Here is a 16,530-nt window from a genome sequence, read left to right as displayed (position 1 = left end):
TCACCTATCCCTTCGCCGAATACTTGCCGACGAGCTGCTGCTTGTACAACTTACCGGCATCGGTCCGGGGCAGCTGCGCCTCGAACGAGAGAGACCGCGGACACTTGTAGTGCGCCAACCGGTTTCGCAGCCACTCCAATAACTCTGCCGCGAAGCCGTCGTTGGCATCAGCCGGATCGACCGTCTGCACCACGCCTTTGACAGCCTGACCCATCTCGTCATCCGGAATACCGAAGACTGCGGCATCGAGCACCTTGGGATGGGTGATCAGCAGGTCTTCGGCTTCTTGCGGGTAGATGTTCACGCCACCCGAAATGATCATGTGATGACGGCGATCAGTGAGATAGAGGTAGCCATCCACGTCGAGATAGCCGATGTCACCGACGGTCACCCAGCCGTGCGCGTCGTGGGCCGCCGCCGTCTTCGCATCGTCTTTGAGGTACTGGAACGAATGCCCTCCCTCATAATAGATCTCGCCGGGCACACCGGGCGGTAGCTCATGGCCGCTCTCGTCGAGGATGTGTGGGACCCCAACCAAGGGTCGGCCGACCGAGCCGGGGTGGGTAAGCCAGTCCTCGGCGCGGATGAACGAGGCTCCCACCGCCTCCGAAGCGGCGTAGTACTCGTCGATGATCGGCCCCCACCACGCGATCATCTGTTTCTTGATGTCCACCGGGCATGGCGCGGCCGCATGCACCACCCGCTGCAGGCTGGAAACGTCGTAGGATATGCGCACCGCTTCGGGCAGTTTGAGCATCCGCACGAACATCGCCGGGACGAATTGGCCATGAGTGATGCCGTAGCGCTGGATGCACTCGAGCGCGTGTTCCGGGTCGAACTTCTCCATCACGACGGTGGTGCCGCCCAGCGACTGCACCACCATCGACCAGAACGACGGCGCGGTGTGGTACAGCGGCGCCGGGCTCAGATACACCGACTCGCTGGTGATTCCGACGGCATTCATCAACGGCATCAGGATGTTGGGTGCTTCGCTTGGTGGTAGATGCGGAAGCTCACGGCGGATCCCCTTGGGTCTGCCAGTGGTTCCCGACGAGTACTGCAGCAGATCGCCTTCGCTTTCGTCGGGGATCGGCGTCTCGGGTTGGTCGGCAACGCATTCCGGGTAGCGGTACCATCCGTCTAGATCGTCGTCGGCGATCAGCAGCAGCTCAGGTAACCCGCCGGGGGAATGCTCGGCAAGGCCTTCGCAGATGTCGCGAGTCGCGCGTGACCCGATCAGCGCCTTTGCTGAACTGTTGTCGACGATGTAGGCGGCCTCGGCGGCCGTCAGGTGAGTGTTGATCAACGCGTAGTACAGACCGCTTCGGCGCGCCGCCCACATCACGGCATGGACGTGTTCATTGTTCTCGAGTAATGCCGCAACCGTGTCGCCCTCGCGAAGTCCGGCGGCATACCAGAAGTGAGCCAGACGATTGGCACGCTTCTCCAGCTCGGCAAAGTCGATCACCGTGCCAGTCCGAGCGAGGACCAGGGCAGGTTTACCGGATGAGATGTGATCGCGGATCTCCACGATTTCACCTTAGAGTCTTCCGAGGTAAAGAAGGCGAAACGCGATATTTTGTAAGGGATCTACCGAATTTTTCGTCACAGGTGTCAAAAAAATAGACTAGGGTGCAGGGATGGCTCTGACACCATGGGACCCCGAGACTACGGCCGTTGTCTGTGTGGAATGCCAGAACGGTGTACTAGGCCCCGAGTCCGTCTTGCCCGCTTTGGCCGCCGACAGCTCTGAACTCGTCTCCAGTGTGCGCCGACTTCTCGATTCCGCCCGCCAGTTCGGCGCGCGGGTGGTGCACGCGACCTATGAGGGCAACCTCGGGGGCCGGCCGACCGGGACGGCGCGCATCTGGCGGGCCCTGGGCCCCGCAACCGCTCACTGGGCACCGGGAACCGCCTCCACTACAGTGCTTCCCGAGCTACTGGCACCCACCGATCTGGTGTTACCGCGCCACCACGGCCTTTTCCCAACGCTCGATTCCGAACTACTGCCCGTGCTCAAAGGCTTCGGCGTGAGCACCATCGTCCTTGCCGGCGTTTCGCTGAACCTGGCGATCACCCACACTGCCGGGCATGTTACGCAGGCCGGTTTCGAACTCGTCGTCCCGCGCGACGCCGTCGGCGGCACCCCCAAGGACTATGCAGAACAGGTGCTGGACAACACTATTGCCGTGCTGGGTCGGCTGACCACGATCGATAAGCTTATCGGCGAATGGACATCGGTCAGGTCTGACCGTTGACTGTTCGCCACAGCATCTCGGTGGCCGCCATGACCACCGCTTGGCGTGTCGTCGACGGGACCTCGTTGTGGCGAACCATCAGCCATGAGCGTTCGAGCATCGCCATAATCACCAGCCCGGTAGCCACGGGGTCGAGGTCGGGCGGTGTCGGCGCCATCTTTGCGATGCCCTCACCGAGCGCAGCGGCGGTTCGACGGTGCGAGCGGGCGACCGCCGCGCGGAATTTGCGATCGGGAGGCATGTCCTCCGTGGAGCGGATGACGAACGCACCGTTGCGGTCGAGGTAGTCGAAGTAGCCGGCAACCCAGGCCTCGACGTCCTCCCGGCTGGGCGGGCTCCCCTGCTCCATGAAACCCTCAACAACCGCCAGCGCTTCGCGGTAGGTGTCGGTGCCGAGCTCGATGAAAAGCTCGGTCTTGTCGGAGAAGTAATAGTAGAAGTTCGCCCGGGTGACCGGCGCGAGGTCAGTGATGTCCTTGATGGTGACGCCCGAGAAACCCTTGCGCGCAAACGCGGTCCGCGCAGCGTCCAGGATTGACTCTCGGGTGCGGTCGGACTTGCGTGTTACCCGCGGGCGCGAGCCCTCAGACACCATGCGCGACCGGCTCGGCGGCGGCCTCCGGTTCGGGATAAAACCCGCTCGCCCACCGACGCAGCGCGCGAAAGCCTGCCGCCTCCGAGGTCGCCAGACCCGGCGGTTCGAGGTACTTCTGGTGCTCCCAGATCCGGATGTCGTCGGGCAGGGCGCGTTTCGCTGCGGCCAGACGCGCCTCGAAATCATCCGGGCCTTCTGACGTTTCCTCGCTGATCCAGTAGCCGGCGAAGATGTCGGATCTGGTGTCGTCCACCGGTGTCGCGCAGATGGAGATGACTCGGATTCCGTCGCGGACGTGTTCGCCGTTGTAGCTGAGCCCGATTCCTGACCAATAGATTTCGATCGTGTTCATCGTGTCGCCGGTGCGGTCCAGGCCGTCGCTCCACCTCCGGCCAAAGCCGACCTTGGCCGACCAGGTCGAGCTGTCGGTGCTTTCACGCAGTACCACGGGACTGATCGGGGTGCGATGGACGAATTGGAAGTGGTGAGGATCGACGGCGTTCTCGGCGATCACCTGGGGATGCACCTTTACCCGCTCATGCCGCGTCCGGCAATCGGCTGTCAATGGGTGGAATCGTTGCGAGCGGACGTGTTCGCCAAGCACCGCGAACGCGTCGGGTGCCGCCCACAATGGATCTCTGCCCGCGCTGTCATGCCAGATCAAGATCGAATCGTTGAGCTCGGCGACCGGGTAGCTACGTACTCGGCGGCCCTTATTGGGCCGATCCTGGTAGGGAATGTGGACGTTGCGTCCCGCGCCGTTCCACACCCAGCCGTGAAAAGGGCACTGGATGCCTTCTTCGACTACGCAGCCGCCGTGGGCCAGGCTCGCGCCAAGATGCTGGCAGTGCGCGTCCAGCACCTTCACCACCCCATCCAGCTGCCGGAAGGCGACCAGATCCCGGCCGAAGTAGTGCATCGGGATAACCTCGGCGACGGCAAGGTCAGCGCTCCAGGCGACCTGAAACCACCCGGTGGGCAGCATGCTCGGCAATGTTTGCATTATCGGAATGTCCTTTCCACGCACGACGCCTAGCAGCAGGACTATCGCGAGGCTACTCTTTTTTGACACTTTTGTCGAAAACGATCGATGCAGGGGCGATGGCGTAGCCACCGGGCAGGAAGTACAATTACGTATCTAACTAGGTTAGTGACGTAGTGCCGACGGATGCGAGGACGCATGGACTGGGGTCTGCCGTGGCCGGGGCCCGCGCTGGCAGCGCAGGCGGAGACCGCCGGCGCGCAGGCGTTTTGCGCCGGCGAGTTCGCCGACCTCAACGCATACATCACCGCGACCGAGATGGCTCTCGGTACCTCGGGGGCGTACATCGGCCCGGGAATCGCATACGCATTCGCCCGGTCCCCGTTCGTGCACGCCGCGGCGGTCCGACATCTCTGGACACTCGCCCCGGGCAGGGTCTTTCTGGGACTTGGGTCGGGGACCTCACGGATGAATAAGGACTGGTTTGGTGTCGACGCCGCCCACCCCGCCCCCCGGATGGCCGAACTGATCGAGGCGATACGGGCGTTCCTGAACGCCGAGAACGGCGAACGCGTCCGTTACGAGGGCCGGTTCTACACGATTGACGCCGACATCCGTGCACCGGTGCTCGGCCGGTTAGACGTTCCCATCCTGATCGGAGCGTTCAACAAGATCATGTTGCGGACGGTAGGTCGCACCGCCGATGGCGTACTGGGGCACGGCCTGTTCACCGATCGGTGGTGGACCGAAGTCGTGGAGCCCGAACTGGTCCGCGGCGCGGAAGCAAGCGGACGTGACCCGGCCGAGCTACGACGTTGGGGGTGGCTGATCACCGCGATCGACAACGACGACCCGGCACGGGCTGTCCGGGACGCGCGGCTGCAGATCGCCTTCTACTTCACCGTGAAGACCTACGACTCACTCGTCGAACTGCACGGCTGGACAGACCAGGTCGCCCGGATCCGATCGGCCTTCCGCAGCGGCCATCCGGAAACGATCGCCGACCACGTCACTGACGATATGCTGTGGTCGATCGCGATCTGTGGCGACGACACACAGGCACGCGAGATGCTGGCGACTCGCAAACGAGTGCCCGACACGGCATTTGCCTCACCGCCAAGCTTCCTGGTCGGACGTCGACGACGCTCCGGCTATGGTGCGGCCGCGACGCGCGTTCTTTCGCAACTACATTGACGCCAGCTACGGATGCACCAGATGGGTGCCTTACATGGTGTACTGAGTAATACATGTCGAGTTCAGGAGGTCGCGATGCCCAAGCGGGAACCGCTCGCGCCGATGGCCACGTCACAGAATAACGGTGCGGTGCGGTCGCCGAAGACGGCCGAGATCGTGGCGGACACGTTGCGGCGGATGATCGTCGAGGGACAGCTCAAAGACGGCGACTTCCTTCCCTACGAAGCCGAACTCATGGATCACTTTCAGGTCAGCCGGCCGTCACTGCGAGAAGCGGTGCGAGTCTTGGAGTCCGACCGCCTCGTGGAGGTGCGGCGCGGCTCACGCACCGGCGCCCGGGTTCGCGTGCCGGGCCCCGAGATCGTCGCGCGGCCGGCGGGCTTCCTGCTCGAGATGGCGGGAACGACGCTCGCGGACGTGATGACGGCACGGATGGGCATTGAACCGTATGCGGCCCGGCTGCTCGCAGAGGATGGCACCGCTGCGGCCCACCGCGAGTTACGCGAACTCATCGAGGAGATCCCCGCTGCATGGGAGACCGGCAAGCTGGGCGCGGCGTCCACCGCATTGCACCGCCGGCTAGTCGAACTGTCGGGCAACGCGACACTGACCGTGATCGTCGGCATGCTGCACGAAATCTTCGAAAGGCACATGACCGCAGCATTTCTCAGCGTTCAGAACGTCGTGCCCAAGGCTCAGTACAACAAGCTGATGCGGTCCTACACCCGACTCGCCGACTTGGTGGCCGCCCGGGACGGCGCCGAGGCCGAGGCGCATTGGCGGCGACACATGGAGAGCGCCAGCGCTGAGCTACTCAAGGGCCACGAGAAGACGAAGGTCCGAGACATCATGCACTGAGTGGGCACCGTGCCCACCCTCACTTGAAGGACATCTGATGCGTAAACCGCTCACCGGGTTCGCGTGCTGGAGGTCGCCCAGTTCACCTTCGTTCCCTCGGCAGGCGCTGTGCTCGCCGACTGGGGCGCCGACGTGGTGAAGATCGAGCATCCTGTCATCAAGGAGCTTGAGCGGGAGAATCAGAGGCTTAAGAAGTTTGTCACCGAGCAGGCCCTCGATATCGACATGCTCAAGGAGATCAGCCGGGGAAACTTGTGAGCCCCGACCGTTGGCGGCGAGCGGTGGTTGTGCTTGTTGAGCGGTTCGGGGTCTCGCACCGGCGTGCCTGCCGGGTGGTCGGCCAACACAGTTCGGTGCGCAGTACGGGCCGCGCCGACCCGATGGCGACGAAGCGCGGCTGCGCGCCCGATTGCGCGAGATCGCCTTCGGGCATCCGCGGTGGGGCTGGCGCAAGGCGCATGCCATCGCCAAGTCCGAAGGTCCGGTGGTCAATCCCAGACGCACCCACCGATTGTGGAAAGACGAACGGCGGCAACGTCCGTCGAAGGCCCGCAAGCGCCTGCGCCTGGGCCACAGTTCGGAGCCATGGCGCATGGCGGCGGTCCGCCCGACCACGTCTGGGCGCTGGACTATCAGCACGACCTCACCGTCGACGGCCGTGCGCTGCGCTTCTGCAACGTCATCGACGAGTCACCCGTAAGGCATTGGCGACACGGCCACGTCGCTCATTGAATGCCGATCGGACCACCGGCCTCCTCGATGAGCTGATCATGAACACGGGCCACAAGCCCGAACACATCCGCATGCACAACGGACCCGACCTGACTAGTCACGCCCTCGCGGATTGAGCACCCTTGGGTTCGGTGGGCTCGCACCGAATGCAACACCTACCGACCCCAACAGCGCACTCAACGACCTCACCCCCGAGGGGTTCCGAATGCACTGCGAAACCACCCACCAACAAGTCTCGTAGACACTGGCCCGGAAAGCTGCGACCCCGTCACCTCCACACTCTGGGGAAGCTTCGTGATCGAGCTTGCGGCCATCGTCGCGCACACTCCAATTGTTAGCAGGCACCGTTGGAACGTGCGACATCTGCCGGCATGTCTCGACTTACTTAAGACCGCTTAGTGATCCGAATAATGCGCACACCACCCCGACAGGTGGAGCGTGCTACGAGGTTTGGTGTTATCGACTGTCAGGATTTAAAAGATGTGCTGCCGTAGCATGCCGCGTTGCCCACATCAAGGGTGCTTTCGCAGATGACCTTCCCGCGAAAATAGATCCGGACCGTTACCCACTTATTAGGCCTAGCCTCTGGGCACCAGGCTCGCCCATCACACACGCGAGGGCGCCAGTCGGCGCGAACTTCCGCGCCGTCTACTGATGGACTGAGAGCATTCATCACCGTCACGGTGGTCCGCCATGGCAGTGGCACGCCGTCCAGTACTTTTCGCTCAGAGGAGTCGAAGTACTCCAGATTTGCTGCGGCGACATCGTTTGAAACGACCTCGTATGTAACGCTATCCTCAGCGCGAGCGTCCGGCGCCACCGCGACGGCAGAAATGCCGGTAATCAGCGCAATAATTATCAGCTGGGTACGAATCATTAATCCCTCCGGCAGGTATCACTGTCGAGCTCAATGCTGACCAGGCCGGATAGCAACAATGCACCGAGCTAGTGAGACGCCTGTCATTGCCAAAACCCGATGCAATCATGGTCGCTGGGCCCCCGCTAACAGTAACAAAACCAAGCTATTACCGGTCGCTTCATTGCGTCGCACATCTATCCCTAAGTCTGTGTAGGAGCAATCAGGGATGGCGGTGGAGCCTTGTAGTAACGCGCCCTTTATCGCATCAGCTTCGGTCATGCGGGCACCTTGAAGCAGGACGGCCTTGTTGCCGCCGTAGCCGAGATCCTTTAACCCTGGCAGCGGGTCAGTGATCGGGAGGTGTGTTGAGTTATGGCTAAGGTAGTCATCGGTCGACTGATTAATGATCCTCGCTGCCTTTTCGACTACCGGGTTGTAGCTCAACGGCTGACATGACGTCCCGCCGCGGGCGGTCTCCATTGCGTATTTCAGGTTGTCTTCCGAATCCGCCAGAGCCGATGGCGTCAGCACCATAGCACCGGAAAAGGCCAGCATGAACACGACTACCAGTCGGATCACCTTCCTCCGGCACGGGAGTATCGGCGCCGACTTGCGGCCACCGAGCGGCGCAAGTGATTGTCTTAGCACTTACAACTCCTTCTCTGGAAATCCATTACGAGCCACAGAAGTGCGGGACAACATGTGCCTTTTCTCGTCGTGCGGTTAGAACTCGCTGGCCTCACTGGTAGCAGAGAAGCCTTGTGTCAACAAGACCCGTAGCTTAGGCACACCCGCGTGGAGGCCTCGTCGTAGCCTTTGAACCATGTCTCTGTGTGGGTTATCAAGAACTTAAATTCGCCGTGCCCGCAATAGGTGCTGCCGTCTGGCTCGATCGCACAAGTCGTTGAGTTGTACGTTACGTAACTGCGCGGCGGCAGGGTTTGATCCGCTTGTCCGGCAGGGAACTGAATGGCCGCCGTCCAGCCGTGGTGCACGGAGCGGTTTCCGTTGAACCAAGCGATGTGATTGCTGTCCGCGGGTGCACCCGGAATAACGCCGCTGCAACCAAAGCTTCCCCTATCCCAGATGCCGCAGTTGAGTCCAGAGGGTGACAAGAACCAAACACCGGGATGGTCAGCAAGGAAGAATCGGTCTGGCTCGAATTTGTCGTACCACGCCGATATGTGCGCCATCTCTGGAAAAGGATTCGCGGGAGCACCGCCAGGCGGGTCCGCGTGTGCCGGAGCGACGGTACCCAAGACCAACCCGATCGCAGAGGCAGTGGTCGCCAACCACCGGCGACTGCCAACACGGCGATACATTCTGTGATTCTCCTTCTCCGGAGCAGCGCGCAAGCTACGAACGGCAACCACGTCGGCCCAGCTCACCGCCACCGCTCACCCTCACCAGAGACTGGTTTAACCCAGAGATCGGAGTCCGCTGTGAATTGACACGAAGCGCACGCTCGGCGCATCCTCTCAGTTACCGGACTACGTTCTACTGACATACGTGCGAACGGCGGATTCGAGTACCCCAACGCAATACTCTTTGCACCGATGGACCTGTGAACCAGTCGGGTTGATGGCTTTTGATCCCTGCGCTGACATTGGACAGGTGCTGCCACAGTAGGTAGAAACTCTTACCTTCATAGAGCGGGAAGTAGACATCACCCGCAGGGTCCGTGGACTGAGTAAGCGCCTGAACGCGCGGGGCGAGGAAGTCTACCGACTGGTCGATATTTGCGGTAACGATGTCAGCTTGCTGTTGAAGGTCGCCGATGCTGTAGTCCCAGTCGGAACCGGCGCCCGAGATGACCCCCGGTCCATTCGGTGTGATCCGGTTGAATTGAAGCCTGTTGATCTGGCGCGTCAATTCGTCATATTGAGCGTTGAACCACTGGCACATCTCCCGTTCCGCATTGATGTCCGCATCGGTGACGCTTCCTTTTGTTTCGTCATAAGGGAATGGAAATTTGGGCGCCCAGTTTGAAGGCGTCGGAGTGACCACCGGTAATGGCTCGGGAGGCCGCTCGTAATCGGACGGATCGGCTCGAGAAGCGGGCTCAGTCGCGACGGTCACACCGGACAACGTAATCAGGACGGATGTCAAGACCACAATCGGACGAGCAAACACGCTTCGCATCGTAGCTTTGACAGCAGACACTCCTACTATGCGGAGACAGCTATGAACGCAGCCATCCAGATCGGGCCACCTAGTTCGAGCCATCATAATCTCCTGTTCGGGAGTTCTATTTCTGTTCTAACGCGTCGCCAACTCCGCCAACCTCGGTAATTTGCCAATCCTTACTGCTATCGATTGTGACGCTATACGTTGCCGTCGACTGCAGTGGCTCCGGAGCTTGCGCGGTCTTGGTAAGCACCATTACAAAAGAGTCGACGACGTAGGTAGCGCCGGTTACTTTGCGGACCTTGGCCGCCAGCGGCCGTGCCGTTGAATTCCATTGCAGCGGCACCAGAATCTGTTCCATTGACGTTGCGGCCTTGGTCAACTTGTCCTTCAGTTCGGGACTGGTGCCGCCGACAAGCTTGCCTTTCCACGAGTTCAGATCTTGGTAGTTCATCGCTGCCGCTTCTACCGCGTAGTGCAAAGCGACGTTTTCGGCGTGCACCTTGTTTTCGGATTGCCGAGCCTGCTCGTCCAGCTTGTGTTTCGCTCCAACATATAGCCAGCCCAACACTGCGACGCCGCCGACAAGGACGGCGATCGCGACGGCGATCACCAGGCTAGGAAGAGAAACCGAGAGCTGCGCTCGTCTGGACTTCTTGCCCTGAGGCTCGTCCGTAGTCGACGAAGTGTCCTCAGTGGGTGTCTCGTCCGCTGGCTCAAACTCGGCTGAATCGGCCTGGGCCGCATCCGGTCCGGGGGTATTTATTTCGGTATCAATCATCACGTAAATTCCTTAATTCGTGGTCTCGCACGGCCATGCCTGCCTATTTAATTCTGGGGGATGGCCACGTGCAGCGTAATCGCGCCATCTTCGGGCACTGTGTCCAGGATGTTGGACAGGATCTGACTGGGGTCGAAGTTCAACAACGCACCGGCGATGGCCTTCACCCGTGGCCGAAGCGCTTCACCCAGCACTTTGAGGTCACCGCCGTTCTGATCCAATAACTTCTGGACCCGGCTAAGCAGGTGGCCGAATTTGCGCATACCGTCCGGACCGATCTCGAGGGCACCTACCGAAAAGCCTTGCAGGATCTTTTTAGAATTGTCGGCGCTATCCCGGATTCCGGGTATCAGGCCAGCGAGCGTGGGCCCGACCCACCCAGCGTTGCGTAAGAGGGTCTGGAAGTTGCTCAGCAGCACTCGCCCATGGCCATGCATGTCCGCTGCTGTGTTTCTCAGCAACTCGCTAGCGTGCGACAGGTTAGGCAGCACCAAGTTTGGATCAGGCAGTGCAGCGTCACCCTCATGGATGATGCGTTCGACCGCTTCGGGATCGAGCTGATTGAGTATCCGCGTGACACTTACCGCCAGCTCTGTTATTGATGGTGGTTGTATTACCGACTCGGTTGCGATGTGCTGGCCGTCGTGCAACATTGGGCCGTCCCGACGCCGCGGAAACAGGCCTATATAGGTTTCACCGAGGGCAGACAGATTCTCGAGTCGAACATCGCAGTCGGCGGGGATGCGCAAGTGGCCGTCGACGTAGAAGTCGATAGTAGCTCCGTCGAGAGACGATGCGATACGGCTTACTTTGCCGACTGGCACGCCACGCAGCAGGATATTTGAATCGACAACGAGACCGTTGATATCTCCCACCGTCATGGAGAGATTGGTACGGTCAGAAGGCGCTCTAACCCGCACGCCGAGCGAGCCAATGTAGCTCACGGCAAACGCAATCATCAGGGCAAATGCAATGAAGGACAAAATGGCTCGCACCCTCATGGTGTCGCACCTAAGATCCGTAGCACATCCTGCACGTTGCCCGACATTTCCCGACCGTCGGGTCCGACTATCGACGTAATATTGATCGCTGGATATTTATCTTCCGGAAGGAAGAAGCCAGTGAATAGCCGGCGCCATGCGGGCCACTCCTTTTCAAACTCCCATTTGGAATGCTGAAGAGCGCCCATCTCATCACTCAATGATCGCAGTAACGGCACCAGCCAGAAACCACCGGCGTATATACTACCGGTAGACGGAAGGATGGTACCCACATACGAAAAGATCTCCAAGAACCGTTTAATCGCTGTCATGCCTTGCTTCGAGAACATTTCCTGGATTACCAGGATCCTCCTGTGCATGACATCGACCGTTTCGGACACGCCATTGAGCCATTGGTCGACCAGATTCATGTTGTCAGACAGGTCCCCGAGGTCGGCTGCCACTTGGGAAGCCACCTTCCGAATCGCGCCTTCTCCTCCCGGCGGCTGGACTCGGTTGATACGGATGATCGAGTTCTGTATGCGCTGGATGGATCCGCTCGACACGAAGTTCGCCATGTTCGCGATTGTGTCTTCCAGTTGTTGCGGAGATGTAGTCTGCGCCAGCGGGATGCGGTCGCCGGACCTCAACGCTGGTGCCGCAGCCTGGTCGGTTTGCGGTCGCTCGAGGGCGACATAGATGTCGCCCAAGACAGTGTCCTGCTGCAGGACCGCTCGGATGTTCGACGGCACCGCGACGTTGGGGTCGATTCTCGAGGTGACGTCGACCGCACGGCTGGATAGTGCCACCTTGGTGACGACGCCGACCGTGGTGCCGTCCAACACCACCTTTGCCCGATCCGGCAAGTTGAGCGCGTTGTTAAATTCGATGACGATGTCATATCCACCGCGATAGCTATTACCAGGCTGAGGCAACGAACTCACATTGAGCGATGCACACGATGAAAGTGCGACGACACCGGCAGTGACCGCGGCCAACCGCCACATCCGGCGGATCATCGGTTCGCCTGGTTGAGGACGTATTGAAGCAGCGCAACATCAACCGCGTACGGTTGCCCAGCAACATCCGCGCAGCTTCCGGGCATCGAAGCGTTCATCACGCCACACAGCGCAAGTCCATTGGGGGTACGGACGCGATACAGCGGCGGACGGTAGGTGATATGGAACTCACGGTTATTGAAGTGGTTGGCTAGCGTATTGACCCACCAAGGCACCGGATTCAGAAGATTCGCCAGCCACGGCGCGTGTGCACTGAACTTCCTCAGGGCAACCGACGTCGAGTCGAGCGTGAACTGAAGCTCGTCACCGAGGTTGTCTTCCACGTCGACACCCGTTTTGACCAAGCCCATAAATCCTCCGACCATATGATTGCCGCCATCCACCGTCACGGCGAAGTCCGACATGTTCTGTTCCGCGTTGAGCAGAACCTCCTTCAGCGGGCCTCTGATCTCGGTGAGCGCCGAACTCAGTTCAGCAAGGTTCGTGATCACGGATCCGATGTCGCTGATCGTTTGATCAGGGCTATCGACTACCGCCGATGACGTGGTCAGCAGCTGATTGACGCCGGCTCCATTGTTGTGCAGCGCCTGATCGAGCTCACGCACGACATCGCCGACATTCGTCGACCCACCCGGGTTGATCTTGTTGAGGAAATTGGTCGCCGAGCCGATCACTTCGGACAGGCTCTTCGGCGTCCACGAACGGGTAAGCGGAATACACTCACCGGCACCGAGGTGAGGTGCCGCACCAGGGTTGCCGACAAGCTCCAGCGACCGGTCAGCAAGGATCGATGTCGACCTGATGATTGCCTTGACATCCGCTGGCAACGGACGCCGCTCAGTCACACTGAAATCGACACGGACGTCCGTTGTACCGGGGGTGATGCTCGTGACTTTCCCGATCTGATAGCCCATCTGCGTGACCGGATTGCCGACATATAGCCCGATGCTGTCGGGCATCATTGCGCAGTATTCGGCGTGCGGCTGTCTTTCATGCAGCCGCCCGCATGAGGCCACAAGGGTCATTACCGCCGCTGCTGTCAAAGCGATCGCGCCGAGCCGACCAAGGCGATGCGAACCTGACAAGGCCATTAGCACGGACTCCCCGGTATCGGCATACACAGATCGGTGGCCAATAGCTCCGGAGCCTCCTGCTGTGCGCCCAGGACCCGTTCGATTTTTCTCCGCCCCAGGCGCAGCGCCCGGATTATTACACCGTTGCGGTCCGACCACATTCGTGCTTTTTGCACCCAGTCACGGATCCTAGCTAGAGCCGTGTCGCGATGATTCTCGTAGTAAATGAAGATTGGTGATAGGCCATCCATGGTGTCGCCCATGCCTTTAAGCGCCCTGGCGAGTCCCTCGCTGTAGAGCGTAAGTGACTGTTCAATGATCGACAATTTCCGGACCATGTCCTTGAGGTCGTCACTGTAATTGTTCAGCTTTCCGACATACTCATTGGATAGATTCAGGATGGCACTCACTTGTCCACGTTGCTTCTCAATTGTCGACATAAGCTTGTTGCCCGCATCGATAACCGCCGAGATTGATTCCACGTTGGTGCCGTTAAGCCCCTGCTGCACCTGGTTGAGCGATTCATTTATCGGCTTTGGGTCAACCTTGTCGGTGATCTTCGTCGCGTCGGTGAGAGTCTGTATCAAGCTGTAAGGCATCGTCACGCGTTCGACCGGAATAGGCTTAGCGCCTAAAGAACTGTCACCTAGTGACACGATGCTCACATAATAGCCCCCAACCACCGTGAGCATGCGGACTTGCACCTGCGAGCGATCACCGACAAATGCACTAGCGTCAACCCGTGCTCGGACGCGCACTCGGTTCGATTCCAGTGCCAGATCCTTCACCTTGCCCACGTTGATTCCGGCAATGCGTACCGGGTCTCCTGGACGGATCGCCGCCGCGTCGTCGGTGTAGAAGGTGACGGTCTTCTGCCCGGGGGGGCTGATATAGAGCATCGCCGTCGCGAGCGCCACAATCGTCACTAGGGCAAGGGCACCAGCACCCCACAGAGTCGGATTACGTAACGCTTTCATCGGTTGCACAACACCACTTTTCGGCCGTTGAGAAGTACGTCCATTTGCTCAGGTAACTGGGCCTTGCCCCGGGAACAGGCCAAGGGCGCGCCGGCCTCCGGCGGTGGTGGGATGTTTTCCCACATGACCGGAACGAGCTTGAAGGCGTCCGTAAAGTCGTCGAGGACGGTGAACGCACGGTCCAGACCCTGGTCCATGTCACTGGCATTCTTGTTGGCGGCCGGGCCGTAGGTGAAGTAATCGCCATTATTCACACCAGGTGGAAATCCTAAGTTAGCCACCAATTGCGCGACATCACCTGTAAACTCACCGTAGAGGTAAGCTTTTCGAAACTCGTCCAATATTCCAAAGATGCCAGCTACCGGGCCTTTATTAAGCCAGTCCGCTATCTGGATCAGGTCTTTTCCATGTCCGCCCATAGTATCGGAAATTTCCTTGAGATTGCGCATCAGCGTTGCGATGACTTGTTGACGGTCCGATGCAAACCTGGTGAGCTTGCGGATGCTCTCCAGCATCGGCGCCAAGCCACCGCCATCACCGGAGAGATATGCTGCCGCATTGGCGGTAAAGGTGTTTACCTCGTCAGGGTTCAGAGTGGCAATCACGGGTTGTAGCCCGTTGAATAACGTGGTGACGTCGAAAGACGGTTGCGTCATCGCGGTGGTCACATGGGTGACAAGCGCGGCCTTCGAATACCCCTCTGTCGCGTCCACGACATCTAAATACCGCAGACCGGTAAGAGCCTCGAACTTGATGGCAAGCCGGGTTCCGGATACCACGCCATATCGCTTGTCGAGCGTAAACCCGACCACGGCGATGCTTTGACCGTGCCTTCGCTCGAGACCGACTGAGTGGACCTTCCCGACTCGGACTCCGCGGACCCGCACGTCGGCGTCCTGATGCAATCCCGATGCGTCAGTGAACTCGGCATCGTACGATCGCGTTTCCGCCGCCATGGGCTGCCTAATGACATTCGCAACCAGAATAAACAGAACGATCGCGACGACCCCGCTGATCGCGAGTCGCCACAACGCCGCTCTAGGCTTCATCGGGCACCTCCCAAAGCGGCAAGTGGCGCCGCGACACCCGGAAGGCTGTCAAGAACAATGCGAACCTGAAGCGCACGTTGCTCAGGCGTTCCCGCGTACATTTTCTCAAGCCGGGAACGCAGTTCCACGAGCATCTCCGAAATGCCTTGAGGCCTGATCAGTGGCGGCACCACATCGGTCAGCGCCTTGACAGTATCAACCATGGGCGCCAGATCGTCGATGTGCGTGTACTCCAGCCTGCCGATTGCACCAAACAGGTTATCCGCTACGAATTGCATGAACGGTAGAATAGTATGCGAGTATTCGTCATCGCTGGCGTTCCATGTACCCTTGTTCAATTTATTAGTACCGTGCGTTAAATCGGCGCCGGCATCGAGCATCGCGTCGGTAAACGACGGAAATGCAACACTCATTCCTGTCGCGTTTCTTAATAGTTGCGCGGTACTCACTGTTTGCGTGTTGGCAAGCGCATTAGCCGAAATCAAGAGGGTCTCGGCCAGCGGATCCAACGCATCAGTGTATCGAGTGGCCTTCTCGACCACCTGGATCAGCCGCGAGGTTAATGTTCCCGTAGCAAGTCTTCCAAGGCGAGATAGTAAGGCTTGAAGCGTAAAGTTGCCCTTCGGCGTGATCTTCAGGTGGGTCCCATCGCGGAGTGGTCGCCCACCCGCACCTGCGATTAGATTGATACCGGTCACCCCAAAATAGTTGACGGGCCGGAAATCAATACCCATCGCATCAGTTAATCCCGCTATTGGCGTTTTTTGCAGATCAGCATTGAGCCGAACACCTCCCCCGGACAATCTGGACACGGCCGTGACCTCGCCGACCTTTACCCCATGCATGACCAACTCCGTCCCCTTGGCCACCCCGGGACCGACATATGGCGTATCGATTGCCATGGAAATTGCATTCGCTGGTCTCCCGCCGAATGGCTTGAACACCATAAGTAGGCCACCCACGGCAGCGACGCAGAGCACAAGCGCTGCGCCGACGATGGTCAGCGTTCGCTTCTCAGATTCCGCAGAAGCGTGCAGTAGCATGTC

At 59.8% G+C, this 16,530-nt stretch carries 17 protein-coding genes and 1 pseudogene; 5 read left to right on the top strand and 13 right to left on the bottom strand.

What is annotated here, in order from left to right; translation table 11 throughout:
- Positions 1 to 4 precede the first annotated feature (4 nt).
- Positions 5 to 1,531, bottom strand: a complete 1,527-nt coding sequence (gene fadD4 / locus U8D42_RS27685; RefSeq protein ID WP_322860557.1) for a fatty-acid--CoA ligase FadD4 — start codon at positions 1,529 to 1,531, stop codon at positions 5 to 7.
- Positions 1,532 to 1,640: 109 nt separating this feature from the next.
- On the opposite strand from fadD4, the gene U8D42_RS27680 reads away from it, so the two are divergent.
- Positions 1,641 to 2,258: a cysteine hydrolase gene (locus U8D42_RS27680; RefSeq protein ID WP_083175151.1), complete on the top strand. Its 618-nt coding sequence runs from the start codon at positions 1,641 to 1,643 to the stop codon at positions 2,256 to 2,258.
- Here the strand turns inward: U8D42_RS27680 and U8D42_RS27675 are convergent.
- Positions 2,242 to 2,853: a TetR/AcrR family transcriptional regulator gene (locus U8D42_RS27675; protein WP_083175149.1), complete on the bottom strand. Its 612-nt coding sequence runs from the start codon at positions 2,851 to 2,853 to the stop codon at positions 2,242 to 2,244. The two genes, U8D42_RS27680 and U8D42_RS27675, sit on opposite strands and share 17 nt — an antisense overlap.
- Positions 2,843 to 3,856 carry a Rieske 2Fe-2S domain-containing protein gene (locus tag U8D42_RS27670; protein ID WP_083175148.1) on the bottom strand — a complete coding sequence of 338 codons (1,014 nt, stop codon included), beginning with the start codon at positions 3,854 to 3,856 and terminating at the stop codon, positions 2,843 to 2,845. Before U8D42_RS27670 ends, U8D42_RS27675 begins: the two co-directional genes overlap by 11 nt.
- Positions 3,857 to 4,033: 177 nt before the next feature.
- On the opposite strand from U8D42_RS27670, the gene U8D42_RS27665 reads away from it, so the two are divergent.
- From U8D42_RS27665 to U8D42_RS27650, 4 genes and pseudogenes are all read left to right on the top strand, one after another.
- A complete protein-coding gene (locus U8D42_RS27665; protein WP_085289227.1) occupies positions 4,034 to 5,029 on the top strand; it encodes an LLM class flavin-dependent oxidoreductase in 996 nt (331 codons plus the stop codon).
- Between the two features lie 75 nt (positions 5,030 to 5,104).
- On the top strand, positions 5,105 to 5,887 hold the full coding sequence (locus tag U8D42_RS27660) for a FadR/GntR family transcriptional regulator (RefSeq protein ID WP_322860558.1): 783 nt from the start codon (positions 5,105 to 5,107) through the stop codon (positions 5,885 to 5,887).
- Between the two features lie 63 nt (positions 5,888 to 5,950).
- A pseudogene (locus U8D42_RS27655) lies at positions 5,951 to 6,061 on the top strand (CoA transferase); the annotation flags it as partial.
- Positions 6,062 to 6,472: 411 nt separating this feature from the next.
- Positions 6,473 to 6,619, top strand: coding sequence for a hypothetical protein (locus tag U8D42_RS27650; protein WP_322860559.1), 147 nt, complete (start codon positions 6,473 to 6,475; stop codon positions 6,617 to 6,619).
- 466 nt (positions 6,620 to 7,085) lie between these two features.
- Here the strand turns inward: U8D42_RS27650 and U8D42_RS27645 are convergent, their stop codons facing one another.
- From U8D42_RS27645 to U8D42_RS27600, 10 genes are all read right to left on the bottom strand, one after another.
- Positions 7,086 to 7,496, bottom strand: a complete 411-nt coding sequence (locus U8D42_RS27645) for an MmpS family transport accessory protein (protein ID WP_322860560.1) — start codon at positions 7,494 to 7,496, stop codon at positions 7,086 to 7,088.
- Positions 7,497 to 7,601: 105 nt separating this feature from the next.
- Positions 7,602 to 8,033: a hypothetical protein gene (locus U8D42_RS27640; protein ID WP_322860576.1), complete on the bottom strand. Its 432-nt coding sequence runs from the start codon at positions 8,031 to 8,033 to the stop codon at positions 7,602 to 7,604.
- 942 nt (positions 8,034 to 8,975) lie between these two features.
- Positions 8,976 to 9,620, bottom strand: coding sequence for a hypothetical protein (locus tag U8D42_RS27635; RefSeq protein ID WP_431523896.1), 645 nt, complete (start codon positions 9,618 to 9,620; stop codon positions 8,976 to 8,978).
- 106 nt (positions 9,621 to 9,726) lie between these two features.
- A complete protein-coding gene (locus U8D42_RS27630) occupies positions 9,727 to 10,386 on the bottom strand; it encodes a hypothetical protein (protein WP_322860561.1) in 660 nt (219 codons plus the stop codon).
- 47 nt (positions 10,387 to 10,433) lie between these two features.
- Entirely contained in the window at positions 10,434 to 11,387 is a 954-nt protein-coding gene (locus tag U8D42_RS27625) for an MlaD family protein (RefSeq protein WP_047324173.1), read from the bottom strand.
- On the bottom strand, positions 11,384 to 12,385 hold the full coding sequence (locus U8D42_RS27620) for an MlaD family protein (RefSeq protein WP_095795448.1): 1,002 nt from the start codon (positions 12,383 to 12,385) through the stop codon (positions 11,384 to 11,386). Before U8D42_RS27620 ends, U8D42_RS27625 begins: the two co-directional genes overlap by 4 nt.
- Entirely contained in the window at positions 12,382 to 13,476 is a 1,095-nt protein-coding gene (locus U8D42_RS27615) for an MlaD family protein (RefSeq protein ID WP_322860562.1), read from the bottom strand. The genes U8D42_RS27620 and U8D42_RS27615 overlap by 4 nt, the downstream gene beginning before the upstream one ends.
- Entirely contained in the window at positions 13,476 to 14,435 is a 960-nt protein-coding gene (locus U8D42_RS27610; protein ID WP_322860578.1) for an MlaD family protein, read from the bottom strand. The genes U8D42_RS27615 and U8D42_RS27610 overlap by 1 nt, the downstream gene beginning before the upstream one ends.
- Positions 14,432 to 15,484 (bottom strand): MlaD family protein, encoded by a 1,053-nt coding sequence (locus U8D42_RS27605; protein ID WP_322860563.1) that lies wholly within the window; start codon positions 15,482 to 15,484, stop codon positions 14,432 to 14,434. Before U8D42_RS27605 ends, U8D42_RS27610 begins: the two co-directional genes overlap by 4 nt.
- Positions 15,481 to 16,527, bottom strand: a complete 1,047-nt coding sequence (locus U8D42_RS27600; RefSeq protein ID WP_322860564.1) for a Mammalian cell entry related domain protein — start codon at positions 16,525 to 16,527, stop codon at positions 15,481 to 15,483. Before U8D42_RS27600 ends, U8D42_RS27605 begins: the two co-directional genes overlap by 4 nt.
- Positions 16,528 to 16,530 lie beyond the last annotated feature (3 nt).

This window comes from Mycobacterium europaeum (assembly GCF_034555895.2).
Classification (GTDB): Bacteria; Actinomycetota; Actinomycetes; order Mycobacteriales; family Mycobacteriaceae; genus Mycobacterium; species Mycobacterium europaeum.
This window is presented reverse-complemented; position numbering and strand designations above follow the sequence as displayed.